Source organism: Streptomyces harbinensis (assembly GCF_900116145.1).
GTDB classification, from domain to species: domain Bacteria; phylum Actinomycetota; class Actinomycetes; order Streptomycetales; family Streptomycetaceae; genus Streptomyces; species Streptomyces carpaticus.
Genome location: NZ_FPAB01000006.1, coordinates 35,917 through 53,595, shown reverse-complemented (window position 1 = coordinate 53,595; position 17,679 = coordinate 35,917). Strand labels below are relative to the sequence as shown.

Genomic DNA, 17,679 nt, shown 5'->3' with positions numbered 1-17,679 from the left:
TCCTGCTCGTGGTCTACGTGGCGAGCGCGGCAGCGCTCTCCGCGACCGTTGTCGACGGCAACGAGGCGGTCTTCTTCACCGCGCTGGTGCTCAACTACGTGGCCGACTGGGCACTGCGCAAGCGCGGGCGCTACATCAACCGTCTGATGCGCCGGTTCGGGTTCGGCGAGCGGATAAGGGAGCTGTACCGGCTGCTGCTGCTCGTCGCCCTGGCGCTCTCGCAGGAACTGGCCGGGGTGCGGATCCTGGCGGTGTGCGCGGCGGTCATGTTCCTGGCGAACAGCTGCCAGCAGCCGCTGGTCAGCTTCCGGGTGCGGCGGCGCAACCTGCCGGTGGCCGCGATGAACATGGACATGAGCGCGCTGCGGCGCCGCATACCCGATCTGCCGAGCAGCGCGCTGCTCAGCCCGCGCGGGCTCAGCCGCATCCCCGGCCCCGAGCTGCTGCTGGCGGCCGGGACGGCGGCGGTGCTCGCCGGGGCGGACGAGAACTGGATGCTGCTGGCGCTGCTCGCGCCGCTGCCGGTCCTGGTCTCCCTGGTGCACGCGGCGTGGCACGCGTACCGCAACTGGCGGCTGCCCGACCCGGCCGAGGTGCTGGAGGTCGTCAACCGCAACCTCGCCGCGTACCGGCCGGAGGTGGCGCTGTACTTCACCTTCGCGGCGGGTGGCCAGGACTTCATGTACCAGGTCAACATGTGGATCGACGCGATGGAGAAGATGGACCGTCGCGGGGTGATCATCCTGCGGGAGACGGCCGCGATGCGCGGCCTGGAGCAGACCCGGCTGCCGGTGGTCTGCGTCCGCAAGGCCGACGACCTGGCGCAGCTGGACCTGTCGGACGTGCGGGTGGCGTTCTACCCGGGCAACGCCGGCAAGAACGTGCACATGCTCCAGCGGGCCGAGATCCAGCACGTCTTCATCGGACACGGCGACAGCGACAAGCTGGCGAGCAGCAACCGGGTCAGCCGGGTGTTCGACGAGATATGGGTGGCCGGCAAGGCGGGCCGCGACCGCTACCAGCGGGTGCGGCACGCGATCGGCGACGACGCGATCGTCGAGGTCGGGCGCCCGCAGCTGTCGGAGGTCCGGCCGGCGGGCGAGCGGCTGGTCGGGGAGCGCGGCACGGGCGAGGGCCTGACCGTGCTGTACGGGCCGACGTGGGAGGGCTGGACCGACGACGCCTGCCACACGTCGGTGATCCCGATGGGCGAGGCCATCATCGGCGGGCTGCTGGAGCAGGGTGACGTGCGCGTCATCTACAAGCCGCACCCGCTGACCGGCAAGCGCTCCCGGGAGGCCGCGGCGGCGGACGCGCTGATCGAGCGGCTGCTGACCGAGGACAACGTCCGGCGGGCGGCGCGGCGCGACCCGGCACGGGTGGCCGAGGTCGAGGCGGAGCTGGCGCGGCTGGAGGCGCGGATGGCGGAGCTGTCCGGCGCCGCGGCCGAGGGCGACCGGCTCCAGAAGACCCGGGACGCGCGGGTCCCGGACCGGGATCTGCGGGCCGAGATCGAGGTCGTGCGGCGGGCGTGGAGCGAGCTGTTCTGGAGCGATGACTACCAGGGCGGCCAGCACCTGATCGTCAAGAGCCGGCTGCCCTCGCTGTACGACTGCTTCAACCACGCGGACCTGCTGATCAGCGACATGTCGAGCGTCATCTCCGACTTCGTCGCCAGCCGCAAGCCGTATGTGGTGACCAACGCGGAGGACATGGACCCGGAGGAGTACCGGCTCCAGAACCCGACGGCGGGTGCGGCGTACCTGCTGGGCGGGGACTGCGCGGAACTCTCGGAGATCCTCGGCCGGGTCCGCGGCCCGGTCGGCGCCGACCCGATGGCGCGGCGGCGCACCCAGCTGAAGGAGTACCTGCTCGGCGGGGACGAGCCGCCGTCGATGGAGCGGTTCAACGCGGCGACCGAGGCGCTGTACCGCAAGGGCCTGCGGGCGTTCCCGCTGGGCACGACGGCGGAGCCGGTGCCGGCGTCGCCGGACTACGCGGACACGGACTCGGTGCCGGCGCCGCGCTAGCGGGCCGGCGGCACACGGCGCAGGGGCCCGGATCGGGGACGATCCGGGCCCCTTGGCGTCGGGCGGGGGCGGGCGGCCCGTTACTTGCGGAGCAGCGCCTTCAGGAGGCTCTTGCGGCCGACCCGGAGGGTGAGCGTCTTGGTCTTGGCGGCGGGCAGCGGCTTGGCGTACCAGAACTGCACGAGCCGGCGGCGCCACTGCGTGACGGGCAGGTCCCGCGGCACCTCGACGGCGCGGGTGGCACGGCGCGGGGTGGCGCCGGGGACGTCGAGCAGCCAGTGCACGCGCCACTCACCGGCGGCGAGGGGGACGGCCTGCTCGAAGCGGCCGGTGGCGGGGTCGACGTCGGTGGTGTATTCCTCGCGGTGCCCCTTGGCGTCGGTGAGCCGGACCAGCAGGCGCTCTCCGGCGGGGTCGAGGCCGCGCAGGGTGCCGCCCAGGAGAAGCCGCGCGGGATCGGCGGGGGACCAGCGGACGTCGTCGGGCTTGAGTTCGCGCTTGAGGCGGGAGACGGGCGCGCCGGTCTTGACGCTGAGGTTGCCACGCGGGGTGAAGTAGGCGCGGACGGGGCGGAGCTGGGTGCCGTCGCGCAGCTCGTGGTCGGCCGGCGCGGTGTCGAGGTCCTCGGAGCGGGAGCCGAGCCGGGTTTCCCTGGTGAGCCCTGCGGTGGTGAGGGAGACGAAGACGTCCCAGGTGCCGGCCGGGAGGGCCGTGCCGCCGGCGGCGGTGAGGAGGGGGAGGGCGAGCGGAGCGCCGGGGTCGGTGGCGATCCGGTGCTCGGTCTCGCCGTTCCGTTCGCGCAGGACGAGCGCGGTGCTCGTCTCCTGCCCGTCGACCCGGTGGAACCGTGCCGTTCCGTCGATGCGCAGGGTTCCGGTGGCCTCGTCGAGCTGGAGACGGTGGAGGTCCTGGCGGATGGTGAGCTGGTCGGTGTAGTCGTAGACGGCGTCCGGGATCTTGACGGTGTCGTCGCGGAAGTACGGGTAGTGGGCGTATGCCCGTCCGTCCTCCACGGTGACGTCGAAAACGCGCTCGGCGGCGGGGACTTCGTTGAACCGGCGGACGGTGAGCAGTTCGTCGAGCATGCCGTGCCGCACGAGGTGGCACTGGAGCCGCAGCATGGCGGGGAGCCGTGCGGCGAGGGCGTCGGTGTAGTAGGTGTCGAAGAGCGGGCGGAGGTCCGCGACGATGCGTTCCTGCTCGGTCCGGCTTTCGAGCTGAGGGAGCCGGCGCAACACCCAGGGGAGTTCGGTGTCGAGATGACGGTGCAGCAGGTGGTCGCGGTTCGGACCCTCGGGTACCTCGGCGGCGACCAGCGGCATCATGTGCTGGAGCACCCGGACGCGGGAGTCCAGTTCCGTGACGGTCTTGGTGCTGTTGCCGCCGTCGTCCCGGTGCACCCAGAAGACGCAGTCGTAGTCGGCGACCACGGATATGCCGGCGGCGCGCAGATAGGCGAGCGCGGTGAAGGGCTGGTCCTCGCCGACCTTCAGATCGTGCCCGAAGCGGAGCCGGTGCTTTTCGATGAGCTCGCGGCGGTAGAGCTTCATCGGGTTGAGCGTCCAGTAGACGCGGGAGGAGAAGACATCGGTCTTCTCCTCGCTCTTCTTGTACATGGTGGGTGATGTGCGGCCACCGACGCCGATGGTCTTGCCCAGGACGACATCGGTGCTGTTGCGGTCGGCGGCGCCGACCATGCGTTCCAGGGCTTCGGGGCCCAGGTAGTCGTCGGCGTCGAGGAAGAAGACGAAGCGTCCCCGGGCGTGGTCGAGGGCCCGGTTGCGGGGACCGGCGGCGCTGCCGGAGTTCTCCTGATGGAGGACGGTGATGGTGGCGGGGTGTTCTTCCGCCAGTCGGTCGAGTTCCGCACCGGTGGTGTCGGTGGAGCCGTCGTTGACAGCGATGATCTCCAGCCGTTCGCGGCCGATGCTCTGTTCCAGAGCGGAAGTGACGCTCTTGGTGAGATACGGCATGGCGTTGTATGCGGCGATGATGACGCTGACGTCCGGCATGTGACCGGTTTGTGTACTCATCGTAGGCCCATCAGGGTATGAATGAATAGCATCTGAAAATGTGAAGACAGTTCGGTGAAGCCTACCGGCCGCAGTCATCCCGACACACCTCGGAGACGGGAATCAGCCGGTGCGCCGGGCGCTCCGGGCGCACACTGAACGGCATGATCGAGACAGTGCACACCCCGGCCGGAGAGGCCCGGATCACCTGGCACCGGGCGGCGCGGGCCCGTACCGTCCTGGCGCTCGGGCACGGCGCGGGCGGCGGTATCGAGGCGCAGGATCTGGCGGCCCTGGCGGCGGCGTTGCCGGACCGGGGCGTGACGGTGGCGCTGGTCGAGCAGCCCTGGCGGGTGGCCGGCAAGCGGGTCGCGCCCGCGCCGAAGACCCTGGACGCCGCCTGGCGGGCGCTGTGGCCGGCGCTGCAGGGGATGGAACTGCCGGTCGTCGCCGGTGGCCGCAGCGCCGGGGCCCGGGTGGCCTGCCGCACGGCGACGGAACTGGGCGCGCACGCGGTGCTCGCCCTCGCCTTCCCCCTCCACCCGCCGGGACGCCCGGAGCGGTCCCGCGCGGACGAACTGGCGGCGGTGACGGTGCCGTTGCTGGTGGTCCAGGGCGGGAAGGACCCGTTCGGCGGCCCCGGCGAGTTCCCGGAGAGGACGAAGGTGACGGAGGTCCCGCACGCGGGCCACGCCTTCACCGTCCCGAAGTCGGCACCGGTGAGCCAGGCGGAGACGCTGGACGCCGTGGTCCGTGCGGTGGCCGGCTGGCAGCCCGTACAGGGCGGGCGGTGAGATGCGCACGCCGGTGACACGCGCCGCACACGCGGGCGTACCAGGACACGGCCCGTCGGATGAACCGGCGACGGCCGGGGTAGGCGGGCCGTCATGACCGCATTCGGCAGTAGGTTCCTCGCCCGAGATCTCGACCGGGTGCTGTTCGCCCGCCTGGCGGCTGCCCGGCCGCGCGGCGTGCACAGTGTGCTGCCCCGGATCAGCCGGGCCGCCGACCACGGTGTGCTGTGGGCCGGCACCGCCGCCGCCCTCGGGGTGCTCGGCGGGCGCAGCGTACGGCGCGGCGCCCTGCGCGGGCTCGGCTCGCTGGCCATCGCCTCGGCCGTGAGCAACCTGATCGCCAAGCCCACCACCCGGCGGGCCCGGCCCGTCATCGACCAGGTCCCGGTGGCCCGGCGGCTGCGCCGCGCGCCGCACACCACCTCGTTCCCGTCCGGACACTCCGCCTCGGCCGCCGCGTTCACCTTCGGGGTGGCGCTGGAGTCGCCGCGCGCCGCGCTGCTGGTGGCGCCGCTGGCCGGGGCCGTCGCGCTCTCCCGGGTGTACGTGGGGGTGCACTACCCGAGCGACGTCCTGGCAGGCGTGGCGATCGGCGCCGCTGCCGCCGCTCTGACCTCGCACTGGTGGCCCACCCGGCCCGAGGCGCCCGCCACCGCCGTACGGCCCCGGCTGCCCGCGCCCGCCCTGGCGGACGGGGCCGGCCTCTCGCTGGTCGTCAACCCGGGCTCCGGGTTCAACGGCCGGGTGGCGGACGAACTGCGGGAACTGCTGCCCCAGGCCGACCTCCGCACCCTGGAGCCCGACGACGACCTGGTCGAACTGCTGGACGGTGCCGCCGAACGGGCCGCGCGGGACGGCGGCGCCCTGGGGGTGTGCGGCGGCGACGGCACGGTCAACGCGGCGGCGGGCGCGGCCGTACGGCACGGGGTACCGCTCGCGGTCTTCCCCGGCGGAACGTTCAACCACTTCGCCGCCGACCTCGGCATCGAGACGATGTCCGAGGTCGCCGACGCCCTCCGGGCGGGCGACGCGGTCCGCGTCGACCTCGGCCGGGCCGCCTCCACGGACGGGGCGCGGGAGAAGATCTTCCTCAACACCTTCAGCCTCGGCGTCTACCCCGAACTGGTGCACCGGCGGGAGAAACTGGAGAAGTGGCTCGGCAAGTGGCCCGCGCTCGCCGTCGCCCTGGCCACCGTGCTCGCCACGAGCCGCCCCAGCACGGTGGTGATCAACGGCACCGAGCGCCGCCTGTGGCTGCTGTTCGCGGGCAACGGCGTTTACCACCCCGCCGGGTTCGCCCCCACCCACCGGCCGAGCCTGGACGACGGCCTGCTCGACATCAGGACGGTGGACGGCTCGCTGCCCCTGGCCCGCGTCCGGCTGCTGCTCGCGGTGCTCACCGGGACCCTGCACAACTCCCGCGTCCTGGTCACCGCCCAGGTCCCGCGCCTGCGCCTGGAGACGACGGAGCGGCAGGTGCTGTTCGCGTACGACGGCGAGGTCAGGGAACTGTCCACCGGCGGCCTGGTCCTGGCCAAACGCCGCCAAGCGCTCACGGTCTACCGCCCGGCGGGCCCGGCGGACGGCGTCTCGCAGGGCTGAACGAGCGGGCGGAAGCGTCCGGACCGGCTCGGGCCGGGCCCGTCATCAGCGTGCACCTTGTTCCGAAGCCGTCGGTGTCCGGATGATTGTTCGTGGGATCAGCTCGGTCTTTCCTGGCCGAGCCCACGCAATGGAGTGGAGCTTCCATGGGCCTTGCGGTCTACATCGAAGATCAGAATCATCAGCGGGTTCCTGCAGGCAGGGAAGCCGGGGCGCACCTCGAAGCGATCTTGCCACACGTTGATGCCGATGCCCTTCTGGCGGGAGTTCATCCTCACGGTGACACGATGTTCAACTCTCCCCAGTTGTTGCGGGTAATGGGTGAGATCGACCTCTTGATGGAGCGGAATTTCGACGCAAAGGGCGATGCCGCGGAGTTCAAGTCCATTCTGGACGAGGTGGTCAGGAGCAGGGGTTATCTGTGGATCTCCGGTGATTGACGTGATGCGATCCCAGCGGGCCGCCCCGTTCACAAGCTTCGGAGGGAGAGAAATCCGGGGTGTGCGACCTCGCTCGTGGCATAGGTTGGGGAGGGCAAGGCTGGAGCGAGTCGTGAGGGTGTACGTCGGTGGGTGCGGTGCGGCAGGGGGTTCTCGGGGCTCGGCGGGTGGTTGTCAAGGTGGGGTCCTCGTCGTTGACGACGGCCGCCGGGGGGCTTGATGCCGACCGGGTGGACGCGCTCGTCGATGTGCTGGTGAAGCAGGAGGACCGGCAGATCGTGCTGGTGTCCTCCGGTGCCATCGCCGCCGGGCTCGCGCCGCTGGGGTTCGCGCGGCGGCCGTCCGATCTGGCGCGGCAGCAGGCCGCCGCCAGTGTCGGGCAGGGGTTGTTGCTGGCCCGGTACACCGCCTCGTTCGCCCGGTACGGGCGGCGGGTCGGGCAGGTGCTGCTCACCTCCAACGACACCAGCCGGCGCGCGCACTACCGCAACGCCTACCGCACGCTCGACAAGCTGCTGGAGCTGGGGGTCGTGCCGGTCGTCAACGAGAACGACACCGTGGCCACCGACGAGATCAGGTTCGGTGACAACGACCGGCTCGCCGCGCTCGTGGCGCATCTGGTGCGCGCCGATCTGCTCGTGCTGCTCTCCGATGTGGACGGGCTCTACGACGGCGATCCGCGCAAGCCCGGCACCCGGCGGATCGAGGAGGTGGCCGGGCCGGCGGACCTGGTGGGGGTCGAGATCGGGAAGGCCGGGAAGGCCGGGGTGGGGACCGGCGGGATGGTCACCAAGGTCGAGGCCGCCTCCATCGCCACCGAGGCCGGGATCCCCGTCGTGCTCACCTCCGCCGGGCACGCCGGGGAGGCGCTGGCCGGGGCGGACACCGGGACGTACTTCCGGGCCACCGGACGGCGCTCCGCCGGGCGGCTGCTGTGGCTGGCGCACGCCTCCGTGCCGCGCGGCGCCGTCGTGCTGGACGACGGTGCGGTGCGGGCGATCAGCGACCGGGGCAGTTCGCTGCTGCCCGCCGGGATCACCGCGGTCGAAGGGGAGTTCACGGCCGGAGAACCGATCGAACTGCGGGACGCCACCGGGCAGGCCGTCGCCCGCGGTCTGGTCAACTTCGACGCCCGCGAGATCCCCCAGCTCATCGGCCGCTCCACCCGCGAACTGGCCCGGGAATTGGGCCCCGCCTACGAACGCGAGGTCGTTCACCGTGATGACCTTGTGCTCATGCGGGCATAAGCCTTTCCGGCAAGGATCCCGGAAACGGCCCCACGGCCGTCCATGAGCTGGTCAACTTTGAGACGCGGTCCTCGCGTGTCGGGCCGGCCACATGTCAGTACCACGTCAGGAGGCTGCCGGTGAGACGACTGGCCAGCGTCGGAGAGCAGCGCGAGCAGGGCGTCACCCGGAACGCCGCCGGGGAGCGGGAGGCCGCCCGGTTGTGGCACATCACCCTCAGCGTCGCCGGGAGCGCGGTTCCGCTGGGCGAGGTGCGCGGCGGCCTCGAGCGGCTGGCGCACGACCACCCGTTCCTGCTGACCAGCCGGTACGCCTGCGACCACGCCGAGATCCGGTACTGGGAGGAGGCGCGCGACCTGCACGACGCCGCCGCCGTGGCGCTGCGGCTGTGGGGCGAGCACCGGCGCACCGCGCGGCTGCCGGCCTGGGAGATCGTCGGCCTGGAGGTGATCGGCCGCGAGACCTACCAGCAGCGGATCGCGGAGGGCAGCGGGCCGGCCAGGGCCGTACCCGTCGGGGTGCACCCCTTCTGACCGCACTGTGGACGCCCGGCGGGACGGGGTGAGCGCGCCGTTACGCTGGTGGCATGAGCAGCGTCGTGGATTCCCCTGTCATCGCTACCGCCCGGCGGGCCCGGGAGGCCGCCGCCGAGCTGGCTCCGCTGCCGCGCGCCGTGCGCGACCGGGCGCTGCTGGCCATCGCGGACGCCCTGGAGGCGCGGGCCGACGAGATCGTCACCGCCAACGCGGAGGACGTCGAGCGGGCGCGCGCCGCGGGTACGGCTGCCGGGATCATCGACCGGCTGACCCTCACCCCGCAGCGGGTGGCCGCCATCGCCTCCGACGTACGGGACGTGGTGGCGCTGCCCGACCCGGTGGGCGAGGTCGTGCGCGGCTCCACCCTGCCGAACGGGCTGGAGCTGCGCCAGGTGCGGGTGCCGCTCGGGGTGGTCGGGATCATCTACGAGGCCCGGCCGAATGTGACGGTGGACGCCGCCGCGCTCTGTCTGAAGTCGGGGAACGCGGTGCTGCTGCGTGGTTCCTCCTCCGCGTACTCCTCCAACACCGCCATCGTGCGGGTGCTGCGGGACGCGGTGGTCTCCGCCGGGGTGCCGGCCGACGCCGTGCAGCTGGTGCCCGGGGAGAGCCGGGAGTCGGTGCGGGAGCTGATGACCGCGCGCGGGCTCGTGGACGTCCTCATCCCGCGCGGCGGGGCGTCGCTGATCCGTACCGTCGTCAACGAGTCGACCGTGCCGGTCATCGAGACCGGGGTCGGCAACTGCCACGTCTATGTGGACGAGAGCGCCGACCTTCAGACGGCGGTCAGGATTCTGGTGAACTCCAAGGCCCAGCGGCCCTCGGTGTGCAACTCGGCCGAGACGGTGCTGGTGCACGCGGCCGTCGCCGAGCGGTTCCTGCCGCTCGCGCTCGGCGCGCTGGCGGAGGCCGGGGTCACGGTGCACGGGGACGCGGCGTGGTGCAAGGCGGGCGAGCAGGCCGGGGTCGCGGTGACCGAGGCCACCGACGAGGACTGGGCGGCCGAGTATCTGAGCCTGGACATCGCCGCCGCCGTCGTGGACGACCTGGACGCGGCCGTGGCGCACATCCGGCAGTGGACCAGCGGGCACACCGAGGCCATCGTGGCCCGGGACACGGGCGCGGTGCGGCGGTTCGTCGCGCGGATGGATTCGGCGGCCGTGATGGTCAACGCCTCGACGCGGTTCACGGATGGCGGACAGTTCGGCTTCGGCGCCGAGATCGGCATCTCCACCCAGAAGCTGCACGCCAGGGGCCCGATGGGGCTGCCGGAGCTGACCTCGACGACGTATGTGGTCACCGGGGACGGTCACACCCGCGAGTGAATTACGAGCGACCCTCCCCCCGCGCCGCCAATCCGCCTACGCTGGGATGCGTGCTGGATGACGTGGGGGGCCTGCCGTTCCCGGACGGAGACAGGCCAGACAACCAGGAACGCGGCGCCGCCGATGAGGTCTTCACCTCGGTGGTGCTCGACGACGCATTTGTCCAAGCCGCCGAGATCCATGAGCCGACCGCCGCGGAGCGGATTCTGTACGCCGCGCTGGAACGGGCGGAGTCCGAAGCCGCCGAAGCCCAGGGGCTGTACGGCGAACACGACGACGAGGGGCGCTTCGACCGCTCCGATTATCTGCGCTACCTCCCGCTCGACGAGGAGGACGAGGAACCGGCCCGTACCAGTGAGGTGGTGGTCCCGCCGCCCGCTCCCGGGCCGGCCATAGCCGGGCCCGCGCAGAGCGGTCCGCCGCCGGCCTGGCGGCCGGTGCGCTGGCAGCGGCCGGTGGCCTGTGTGCTGGCCGTGGTGATGGGGATCAGTGTGATCGCCTTCGCGCTCATAGCCGTTCAGCGATCGGGCGATCAGGACCGGTTGCCGCCGGCGAGCGAGCAGGACGAGCCGGAGGAGGGCTTGTAAAGGGCCTGTGAGGGGTGTTGGCCGTCCGCCGGTGACCGTAGGCTGGACGGGTGGCCGGGCGTTCGGACCCCGGGGGGCTCCCGGGCAGCGGGGACGAGGAATACGCATCCACCGTCTTCGACGAGTCGTTTGTCAATGCCGCACGCCTCCAGGAGTTCTCGGCGCGGGAGCGGCTGGAGGACCACGGTGCGGCGGTGCGCAGCCGCCCCGCGGAGCGCAGGAGAGTGCCGCGACAGGGGGTGGCGCTCGGGGTGATCATTCTGCTGGCGTTCGCCGCCGCCCTCTATCTCGGGAACGGCGACCCGTACGGGCGCGAGGGGACGCACGTCCTCCAGCCGCCGCTGTCCACGCTGGTGCCGCTGGCTCCGGCCGGGGTGGTGCCCGGCTCGGTGGACACCGCCGAGCTGTTCGGGACCAGCCCGGCGCGGGACTTCGGCTCCGGTACGGCCGGGGTGCTGCTGCCCGACGCGCGGGCCACCGCGCACTTCACCCGCGAACAGGTGCTGACGGCGCTGACGCTGGCGAAGGAGTACATTGCGGCCAGCGCGCTCACCCACGAGGTGCTGACCGGGGAGACGGTGCTGCCGGTGCGCGAGTTGCTGGACCCGCAGCAGCGGCGGCAGCTGGACCGGGCGGTCGCCGGCGGCGCGGCGGCGGCTCCGCTGACGGCCTGGCTGGTGAGCTTCGACCCGCAGGAGGTGGAGCTGGCCGATCCCCGGGCGCGGGTGGAGGGCACGTTCTCGTTCGCGGAGAGCGCGGAGGACGTGCTCCAGGTGACGGCGCGCCATGTCACGGTGTACGCGGTCCGGCCGGCCGGGGCGGGCCCGCAGGAGCCGGCCACGCTGCTGACGGTGCGGCGCGAGGTGGAGATGCTGTTCGGCGAGGAGGGCATCGAGGAGCGGACCGTCATCCTGCGGCAGGCGGATCTGCTGGCCGGCCCGATGGACTGCGGCGCCGACCCGGACGGCCCGCTGCGGCCGTTGTTCGCCGGGGAGCGGGCCGGGGACTCCCGGCCGGCCGGCACCGACCCGTACACCGCCGATGCCGACCACATTCCGCTGTGCGGGGCGCTGGACGCTACGGCGTTGCCGAGTCCTGACCCGGATCGCGCGGCGGGGCTTTTCTAGCACCGGTGCCGCGGCCGGTGGCGAAGTCGCGGAGCTTGCCGCCCAGGTCGCCGGCGCCGCCCGCCACGTCCGAGACCAGCTTCATGAGCGGGTCCTTGCTGTTCTTCACCGACTGGGCGTAGTGGCCGGCCGAGTCCCGGACGGAGCGGCTGACGGAGGCGTCGGCGTCGGTGTCGCGGCGCGGGTAGTGGCCGTCCATGATGCGCTGGTAGTCGCGGCTGCCGGCCCAGCGGTGGAGTTCGGCGGCGCGGACGGCGGCGAAGGGGTGGGTGCGCGGCAGGACGTTGAGGATCTTCAGCACCGAGTCGCGCAGATCGCCGCCCGCCTCGTACTCCTTGGCCTGGTCGAGGAACGCGTCGACGTTCATGTGGTGCAGGTTGTTGCCACCGGCGAGCTTCATCAGGCCGCGCAGGGACGCCTGCGGGTCCTGGCCGACGAGCAGTCCGGCGCGGTCGGCGGAGAGTTCGGACTTGCGGAACCATTCGCGCAGCGCCGTGATGATGCCCATGATGGCGATGTTGCCCAGCGGGATCCAGGCGACCCGGACGGCGATGCTGGTGAGGAAGAGCAGGATGGTGCGGTAGACGGCGTGCCCGGACAGGGCGTGGCCCACCTCGTGGCCGATGACGGCGCGCATCTCGTCCTCGTCGAGGAGTTCGACGAGCCCGGTGGTGAGCACGATGATGGGCTGGTCCAGGCCGATGCACATGGCGTTCGGCTTCGGGTCCTGGGTGACGTACATCGGCGGGACGGTGTCCAGGTCCAGTGTGTCGCAGGCATCCAGGAGCAGTTGGTGCAGGTGGGCGAACTGCCGCTCGTCCACGCGGACGGAGTCGGACAGGAACATCAGCCGCAGACTGCGCTCGGGGAGCATGCCGCTGAGCGCCTTGAAGACGGTGTCGAAGCCGGTCAGCTTGCGCAGCGCGACCAGGGCGGAGCGGTCGGCGGGGTGTTCGTAGGCGCGGGAGGATATGCCGGGGAACCGGCGGCGGTTCCGGCCGGGGAGCCGCTCGCGGTTGATGGCTGCGGGGTCGGGCGTTGGCTCGTTGGATCCGGTGTCGTCGCTCATCTAGCCCCCTCGTGACGTCTGGTGTGAGCGCCGTCCGGCCCGGCCTTCCGCACCGCGTGGCGCCCCCAGTGGTGGGGGCGGGAGGCCGCGGCGGACGCGTCCGCTTACGATGAGCCTACGTCCCAGCCGTCTCGTTCCGGATAGGTCCGTTCATGAACCTGCCCAGCAGCACTGCCGAAGCCCTGACCACACTCGCGAGCGAGGGCGGCGCGCACGACAGCCTCAATCCGTACTTCATCGGCGCCGGCACGCTCGCGGCGCTGCTGGTGCTCCTGTGGATCACCACCCGTCTCAACCGCGACCGCTGAGCCGTACGGCCTCACCGGCAACCACCAGCTAGGGTCGGCTTATGGGAGACGGCATAACCGCCGGGAGGCGGCGGCTCGGTGTGATGGGCGGGACGTTCGATCCGGTCCATCACGGCCACCTGGTCGCCGCCAGTGAGGTGGCGGCCCGGTTCCACCTCGACGAGGTCATCTTCGTGCCGACCGGGCAGCCGTGGCAGAAGGAGCACCGGCAGGTCTCGGCCGCCGAGGACCGGTATCTGATGACGGTCATCGCGACCGCGTCCAATCCGCAGTTCTCGGTGAGCCGCATCGACATCGACCGCGGCGGCAAGACGTACACCATCGACACGCTGCGGGAACTGCGGGAACTCCACCGGGACGCGGATCTCTTCTTCATCACCGGCGCGGACGCGCTCGCCCAGATCCTCACCTGGCGGGACGCCCCGGAGCTGTTCTCGCTCGCCCACTTCATCGGTGTCACCCGCCCGGGTCACACCCTCGCCGATCCCGGGCTGCCCAACGGCGGTGTCTCGCTGGTGGAGGTGCCCGCGCTGGCGATCTCCTCCACCGACTGCCGCGAGCGGGTCGCCCGGGGTGACCCGGTCTGGTATCTGGTGCCGGACGGGGTGGTGCGCTACATCAACAAGCGCGCCCTCTACCGGGACCGGGACCTTGACCTTCCGGAGCGGACAGGCTGAACCGGCTGAGGGACTGAAGGGGCGGCACGGGTGAACGACCGACAGGATCCGTACGGGCAGATCTACGGCTACGACGAGTACGGGCGCCCCCTGTACCAGCCGCAGCCGGATCAGCAGCAGTACTACCAGCAGCCCCAGGACCAGTCGGGTTACCAGCAGCAGCCGTATCCGCAGCAGCAGCACCAGGGATACCAGGGGTACGACCCGTACCAGCAGCCCCAGGGGTACCAGGACGGCCAGGGGTACGACGGCTATCAGCAGCAGTCGTACGACTGGGGGAGCGGCCAGCAGCCGCGGATCACCGACACCACCTACCCGCCGCACGACGGCTACGCGCCGGGGTACGGGTACGACACCGGGGAGCAGCCGCCGGTGGCCGCCCCGCCCGCCGAAGCGCCGGACGCGACGCCGGACCGGGGTGTGCCGCAGCAACGGCGGCCGGAGCCGGAGTACGGGGCCGGGGCTGCGGCCGATGCGGCGCCGGAGCCCGCAGGGGGCCCGGAGCCCGGGCCCGGCGGGGAGCCGGGGGAGGGCCGGGGGTCCGGGGCGGAGGACAAGGAGTACACCACCGAGCAGTTCGCCTTCATCGAGGAGGAGAACACCGACTCGGAGGACGTGATCGACTGGCTGAAGTTCAGCGAGAGCCGCACCGAGCGCCGTGAGGAGGCCAAACGGCGCGGCCGGGGGCGGGTCAGGCTGCTGGTGATCGTGCTGGTGCTGGCCCTGGTCGGCGGGGTCGGCGCGCTCTGGGCGACCGACCGGCTGCCGTTTCTGTCCGGACCGGGGGGTGAGGACGGGGCGGCGGCGGAGGCCCAGAAGCGCGATGTGATCATCGTTCATCTGCGGGAGCTGGACGGCGAGACCGCCTCCACCGCCCTGCTGGTCGCCAACGAGACCACCGGCGGCGGGTACACCGTGCTGCTCCCCGGCGATCTCACCATCACCCCGGACGGCGGCACCACCACGCTGGGCCAGGCCGTCACCCAGGAAGCGGCCGGGTCCGTACGGGAGGCGGCCGGCGCGCTGCTCGGCGCCGACATCAAGGGGACGTGGCGGCTGGGCACTCCCTATCTGGAGACCCTGGTCGATCTGCTCGGCGGGATCACCGTCACCACCGATGTCGAGGTGCCCGGCGCGAAGGAGGACGAGCCGGTGGTGCCGCTGGGCGACAACGTCCCGCTCAGCGGCGAGGCCGCCGTCGCGTACGCCACGCACCGCGAGCCCGACGAGCCGGAGAACGCGCGCCTTGAGCGCTTCGGCCAGGTCCTGGCCGGGATGCTGGCCAAGATGCCGACCGGCGAGGACGGCGCGACCCGGACCATTCACGCGGTCGGGCTGATCGCCGACCCCTCGCTGTCCGAGGAGGAGCTGGCGCTGAGCCTGGCCCAGCTGGGCGGCTACGCGCAGGACGGGGCGTACGAGACGGTCCTGCTGCCGGTGGAGACCGACGGCACGCTCAGCACCGAGACCGCCGAGGGCCTGGTCATGGACGTGCTGGGCGGCACCGTGGTGAACGCCGACCCGGGGGCCGCGCTGCGGATCTCGGTCACCGACGCGACCGGCACCGGGGAGGGCGGGGAGACCGCCCGGGTGGCGCTGATCAACGGTGGCTTCTCGGTCGTCGACAGCCGGACGGCGGAAGAGGCGAGCGAGACCTCGCGGGTGACGTACGGGGCGGAGGAGCACCGCGAGACGGCGCTGGAGGCCGCCAGGACGCTGGGTCTGCCGGAGGACGCGGTGGAGGCCGGGAACGGCGCGCCCAATGCCGATGTGACGATCATCCTGGGTGAGGATTACGGAGAGTAGCGGTGGGCGGCCGGCTCGGGGGAGAACCGGGCTGAGCCTGTCAGTGGGCCGTGAGACCCTTGGGGGGACATCGTCGGAGAAATCCACTGACGCTGCCGCACCACCACCGCCACCGCAACGATGGAGAAGCTTCGCCTGTGACCGCAACGGATCGCGCCACCGAGCTGATCGAGGCCGCCGCCCAGGCCGCGGCCGACAAGCTGGCGCACGACATCGTCGCCTACGACGTCAGTGACGTCCTCGCCATCACCGACGCCTTCCTGCTCGCCTCCGCGCCGAACGACCGGCAGGTCAAGGCGATCGTGGAGGGCGTCGAGGAGAAGCTGAACAAGGAGCTGGGCGCCAAGCCGGTGCGCCGCGAGGGCGAGCGGGACGGCCGCTGGGTGCTGCTCGACTACGTGGACATCGTGGTGCATGTGCAGCACGCCGAGGAGCGGGTGTTCTACGCGCTGGAGCGGCTGTGGAAGGACTGCCCGCAGCTGGACCTGCCCGAGGACGCCCTGGCGACCCGCGGCAAGGCGGCGGCGCACGCCGGCGAGAGCGCCGGGGCGGACGGGGAGACGGCACCGGGCGGTGAGTTCAGCTGAGCGCCGCGCGCGGCCGGCGGATCGTGCTGTGGCGGCACGGGCAGACCGCCTGGAACCTGGAGAACCGCTTCCAGGGCACCTTGGACATCGAGCTGACCGAGACCGGCGTGGCGCAGGCCAAGCGGGCCGCGCGGCTGCTGGCCGGGCTGTCCCCGCACGCGATCATCGCCTCCGACCTGCGCCGCACCGCGGCCACCGCCGCCGAGCTGGCGGCGGTCACCGGGCTGCCGGTCGCCCACGACGAGGCGCTGCGCGAGACGTACGCCGGCGAGTGGCAGGGGCTCACGCACGAGGAGATCAAGGCCCGCTTCGGCGAGCAGTACGCCGCCTGGAAGCGCGGCGAGCCGGTGCGGCGCGGCGGCGGTGAGCTGGAGACGGAGGTCGCCGACCGGGCGGCGCCGCTGGTGGAGCGCACCGTGGAGAAGCTGCCGCCGGGCGGAGTGCTGGTCGTGGTCAGCCACGGCGGCACGATCCGTACCACCATCGGCCGGCTGATCGGCCTGGCGCCGCCCACCTGGGAGGCGCTCGGCGGGCTGGCCAACTGCTCCTGGTCGGTGCTCGGTGAGAGCGTGCGTGGCTGGCGGCTGCTGGAGCACAACGCGGGCTCGCTGCCCGAGCCGGTCATCGGCGACGACGTCTGAGACGTCCTTTCCCGTGCGCGGGGCGCGCGGGCGCCGGGCGCTGGGCTTCTGCCGCGCCCCGGGGCTGGCCCCCGGGGCGGCCCGCCCGCCGTTTCGCCGCGCCCCAGCGGCGGCCCCGGCCCACCGCGCCCCGGCCCGTACGGCCCGCCGCATCCGCCGCGGCCCTGCCGCCCGCCCGTACCGCCCACCGGAATCGCACGCGGATCTCGAACGCGTCTCCCTTTGCACACGAGGTGTGACCAGGCCCTTATAGGGCCCCCTCCCCCCGTGGCACAATCGGGGAATGCCGGGCGAGGGGTCCCCGGCCTGGCCTGTCCGGCATTGACGGAGGCGTTTCCCTTGGGTGCCCACAGCAGAAAATGCGACTGGTGCGGCTGCGGTACGCCCATCGTCCGCGATCTCCAGCCCGTCAACACGAGCTACCAGTACTGGTGCGTGGAGTGCGCGCGGGCGCTCATCATCAAGGGCGACCCCATCGAGGTGTACCGCGAGCTGGAGGGCGAGCCGATCTACGGCCGGCTGCTCGACGAGCACTGCGCGCTCAAGCGGTTCTACTCCTTCGCCAGCGCCTGACGAACCCCCGGACGGCGGCCCGCCGCAGCCGATTTGGCAAACCACCCGGGTTCATGTGTAGAGTAAGGGCATCGCCGCAAGGGGCCGGAAGGGAAACCGGAAGGAAGCCCGGCGGGGAACAATAGAACAAGGGGCTATAGCTCAGTTGGTAGAGCGCTTGCATGGCATGCAAGAGGTCAGGAGTTCAATTCTCCTTAGCTCCACAATCACCAAGCGGGTCATCCAGTTGATGGATGGCCCGCTTTCGGTTGTGGTCCGTGCGGTAGTCTGGGCCCATGCGTGCCGTACGCCTTCTGCTTAGCCGGCCGCGCTGAATCA

Annotated in this window: 17 protein-coding genes and 1 tRNA gene; 16 read left to right on the top strand and 2 right to left on the bottom strand. The window is 72.1% G+C overall.

The genetic code is table 11. From position 1 onward, the window contains the following. The first annotated feature begins 8 nt into the window (after positions 1-8). A complete protein-coding gene (locus tag BM385_RS17920) occupies positions 9-2,030 on the top strand; it encodes a hypothetical protein (protein WP_139275198.1) in 2,022 nt (673 codons plus the stop codon). A gap of 80 nt (positions 2,031-2,110) precedes the next feature. Here BM385_RS17920 and BM385_RS17915 read toward each other — a convergent pair whose 3' ends face one another. Further along, on the bottom strand, positions 2,111-4,042 hold the full coding sequence (locus BM385_RS17915) for a glycosyltransferase family 2 protein (protein ID WP_175543029.1): 1,932 nt from the start codon (positions 4,040-4,042) through the stop codon (positions 2,111-2,113). Positions 4,043-4,206: 164 nt separating this feature from the next. On the opposite strand from BM385_RS17915, the gene BM385_RS17910 reads away from it, so the two are divergent. From BM385_RS17910 to BM385_RS17875, 8 genes are all read left to right on the top strand, one after another. Continuing rightward, positions 4,207-4,836 carry an alpha/beta hydrolase family protein gene (locus BM385_RS17910; protein WP_093843666.1) on the top strand — a complete coding sequence of 210 codons (630 nt, stop codon included), beginning with the start codon at positions 4,207-4,209 and terminating at the stop codon, positions 4,834-4,836. A gap of 93 nt (positions 4,837-4,929) precedes the next feature. After that, entirely contained in the window at positions 4,930-6,438 is a 1,509-nt protein-coding gene (locus BM385_RS17905) for a bifunctional phosphatase PAP2/diacylglycerol kinase family protein (protein WP_093843665.1), read from the top strand. Positions 6,439-6,584: 146 nt separating this feature from the next. Then, positions 6,585-6,878, top strand: a complete 294-nt coding sequence (locus tag BM385_RS17900; protein WP_093843664.1) for a hypothetical protein — start codon at positions 6,585-6,587, stop codon at positions 6,876-6,878. Between the two features lie 128 nt (positions 6,879-7,006). After that, on the top strand, positions 7,007-8,125 hold the full coding sequence (proB, locus tag BM385_RS17895; RefSeq protein WP_078575904.1) for a glutamate 5-kinase: 1,119 nt from the start codon (positions 7,007-7,009) through the stop codon (positions 8,123-8,125). 119 nt (positions 8,126-8,244) lie between these two features. Next, positions 8,245-8,658 carry a DUF8830 family protein gene (locus BM385_RS17890; RefSeq protein WP_019432878.1) on the top strand — a complete coding sequence of 138 codons (414 nt, stop codon included), beginning with the start codon at positions 8,245-8,247 and terminating at the stop codon, positions 8,656-8,658. A gap of 53 nt (positions 8,659-8,711) precedes the next feature. After that, positions 8,712-9,986: a glutamate-5-semialdehyde dehydrogenase gene (locus BM385_RS17885; RefSeq protein ID WP_026047265.1), complete on the top strand. Its 1,275-nt coding sequence runs from the start codon at positions 8,712-8,714 to the stop codon at positions 9,984-9,986. Between the two features lie 50 nt (positions 9,987-10,036). After that, entirely contained in the window at positions 10,037-10,573 is a 537-nt protein-coding gene (locus BM385_RS17880) for an SCO2584 family spore wall biosynthesis protein (protein ID WP_093843663.1), read from the top strand. Positions 10,574-10,623: 50 nt separating this feature from the next. After that, positions 10,624-11,700 (top strand): SCO2583 family membrane protein, encoded by a 1,077-nt coding sequence (locus BM385_RS17875; RefSeq protein WP_037755651.1) that lies wholly within the window; start codon positions 10,624-10,626, stop codon positions 11,698-11,700. Here the strand turns inward: BM385_RS17875 and BM385_RS17870 are convergent. Beyond that, the gene (locus BM385_RS17870; RefSeq protein WP_019432882.1) at positions 11,651-12,769 is read right to left on the bottom strand and encodes a M48 family metallopeptidase; all 1,119 of its coding nucleotides are present in this window, start codon (positions 12,767-12,769) and stop codon (positions 11,651-11,653) included. The genes BM385_RS17875 and BM385_RS17870 overlap by 50 nt on opposite strands. 152 nt (positions 12,770-12,921) lie before the next feature. Here BM385_RS17870 and BM385_RS27215 point away from each other — a divergent pair, with 152 nt between their 5' ends. From BM385_RS27215 to BM385_RS17840, 7 genes are all read left to right on the top strand, one after another. Then, positions 12,922-13,077 (top strand): hypothetical protein, encoded by a 156-nt coding sequence (locus tag BM385_RS27215; RefSeq protein ID WP_019432883.1) that lies wholly within the window; start codon positions 12,922-12,924, stop codon positions 13,075-13,077. 41 nt (positions 13,078-13,118) lie between these two features. Continuing rightward, entirely contained in the window at positions 13,119-13,754 is a 636-nt protein-coding gene (gene nadD, locus BM385_RS17865; protein ID WP_037755653.1) for a nicotinate-nucleotide adenylyltransferase, read from the top strand. Positions 13,755-13,784: 30 nt separating this feature from the next. Continuing rightward, complete coding sequence (locus BM385_RS17860; protein WP_093843662.1) at positions 13,785-15,560, top strand: LCP family protein; 1,776 nt, start codon at positions 13,785-13,787, stop codon at positions 15,558-15,560. Between the two features lie 137 nt (positions 15,561-15,697). Further along, entirely contained in the window at positions 15,698-16,147 is a 450-nt protein-coding gene (gene rsfS, locus BM385_RS17855; RefSeq protein WP_019432886.1) for a ribosome silencing factor, read from the top strand. Positions 16,148-16,170: 23 nt separating this feature from the next. Continuing rightward, positions 16,171-16,788: a histidine phosphatase family protein gene (locus tag BM385_RS17850; protein ID WP_019432887.1), complete on the top strand. Its 618-nt coding sequence runs from the start codon at positions 16,171-16,173 to the stop codon at positions 16,786-16,788. Positions 16,789-17,127: 339 nt separating this feature from the next. Further along, positions 17,128-17,361 (top strand): hypothetical protein, encoded by a 234-nt coding sequence (locus tag BM385_RS17845; protein ID WP_026047268.1) that lies wholly within the window; start codon positions 17,128-17,130, stop codon positions 17,359-17,361. A 130-nt stretch (positions 17,362-17,491) separates the two neighbouring features. Beyond that, positions 17,492-17,564, top strand: a tRNA-Ala gene (locus BM385_RS17840). The last annotated feature ends 115 nt before the right edge of the window (positions 17,565-17,679 follow it).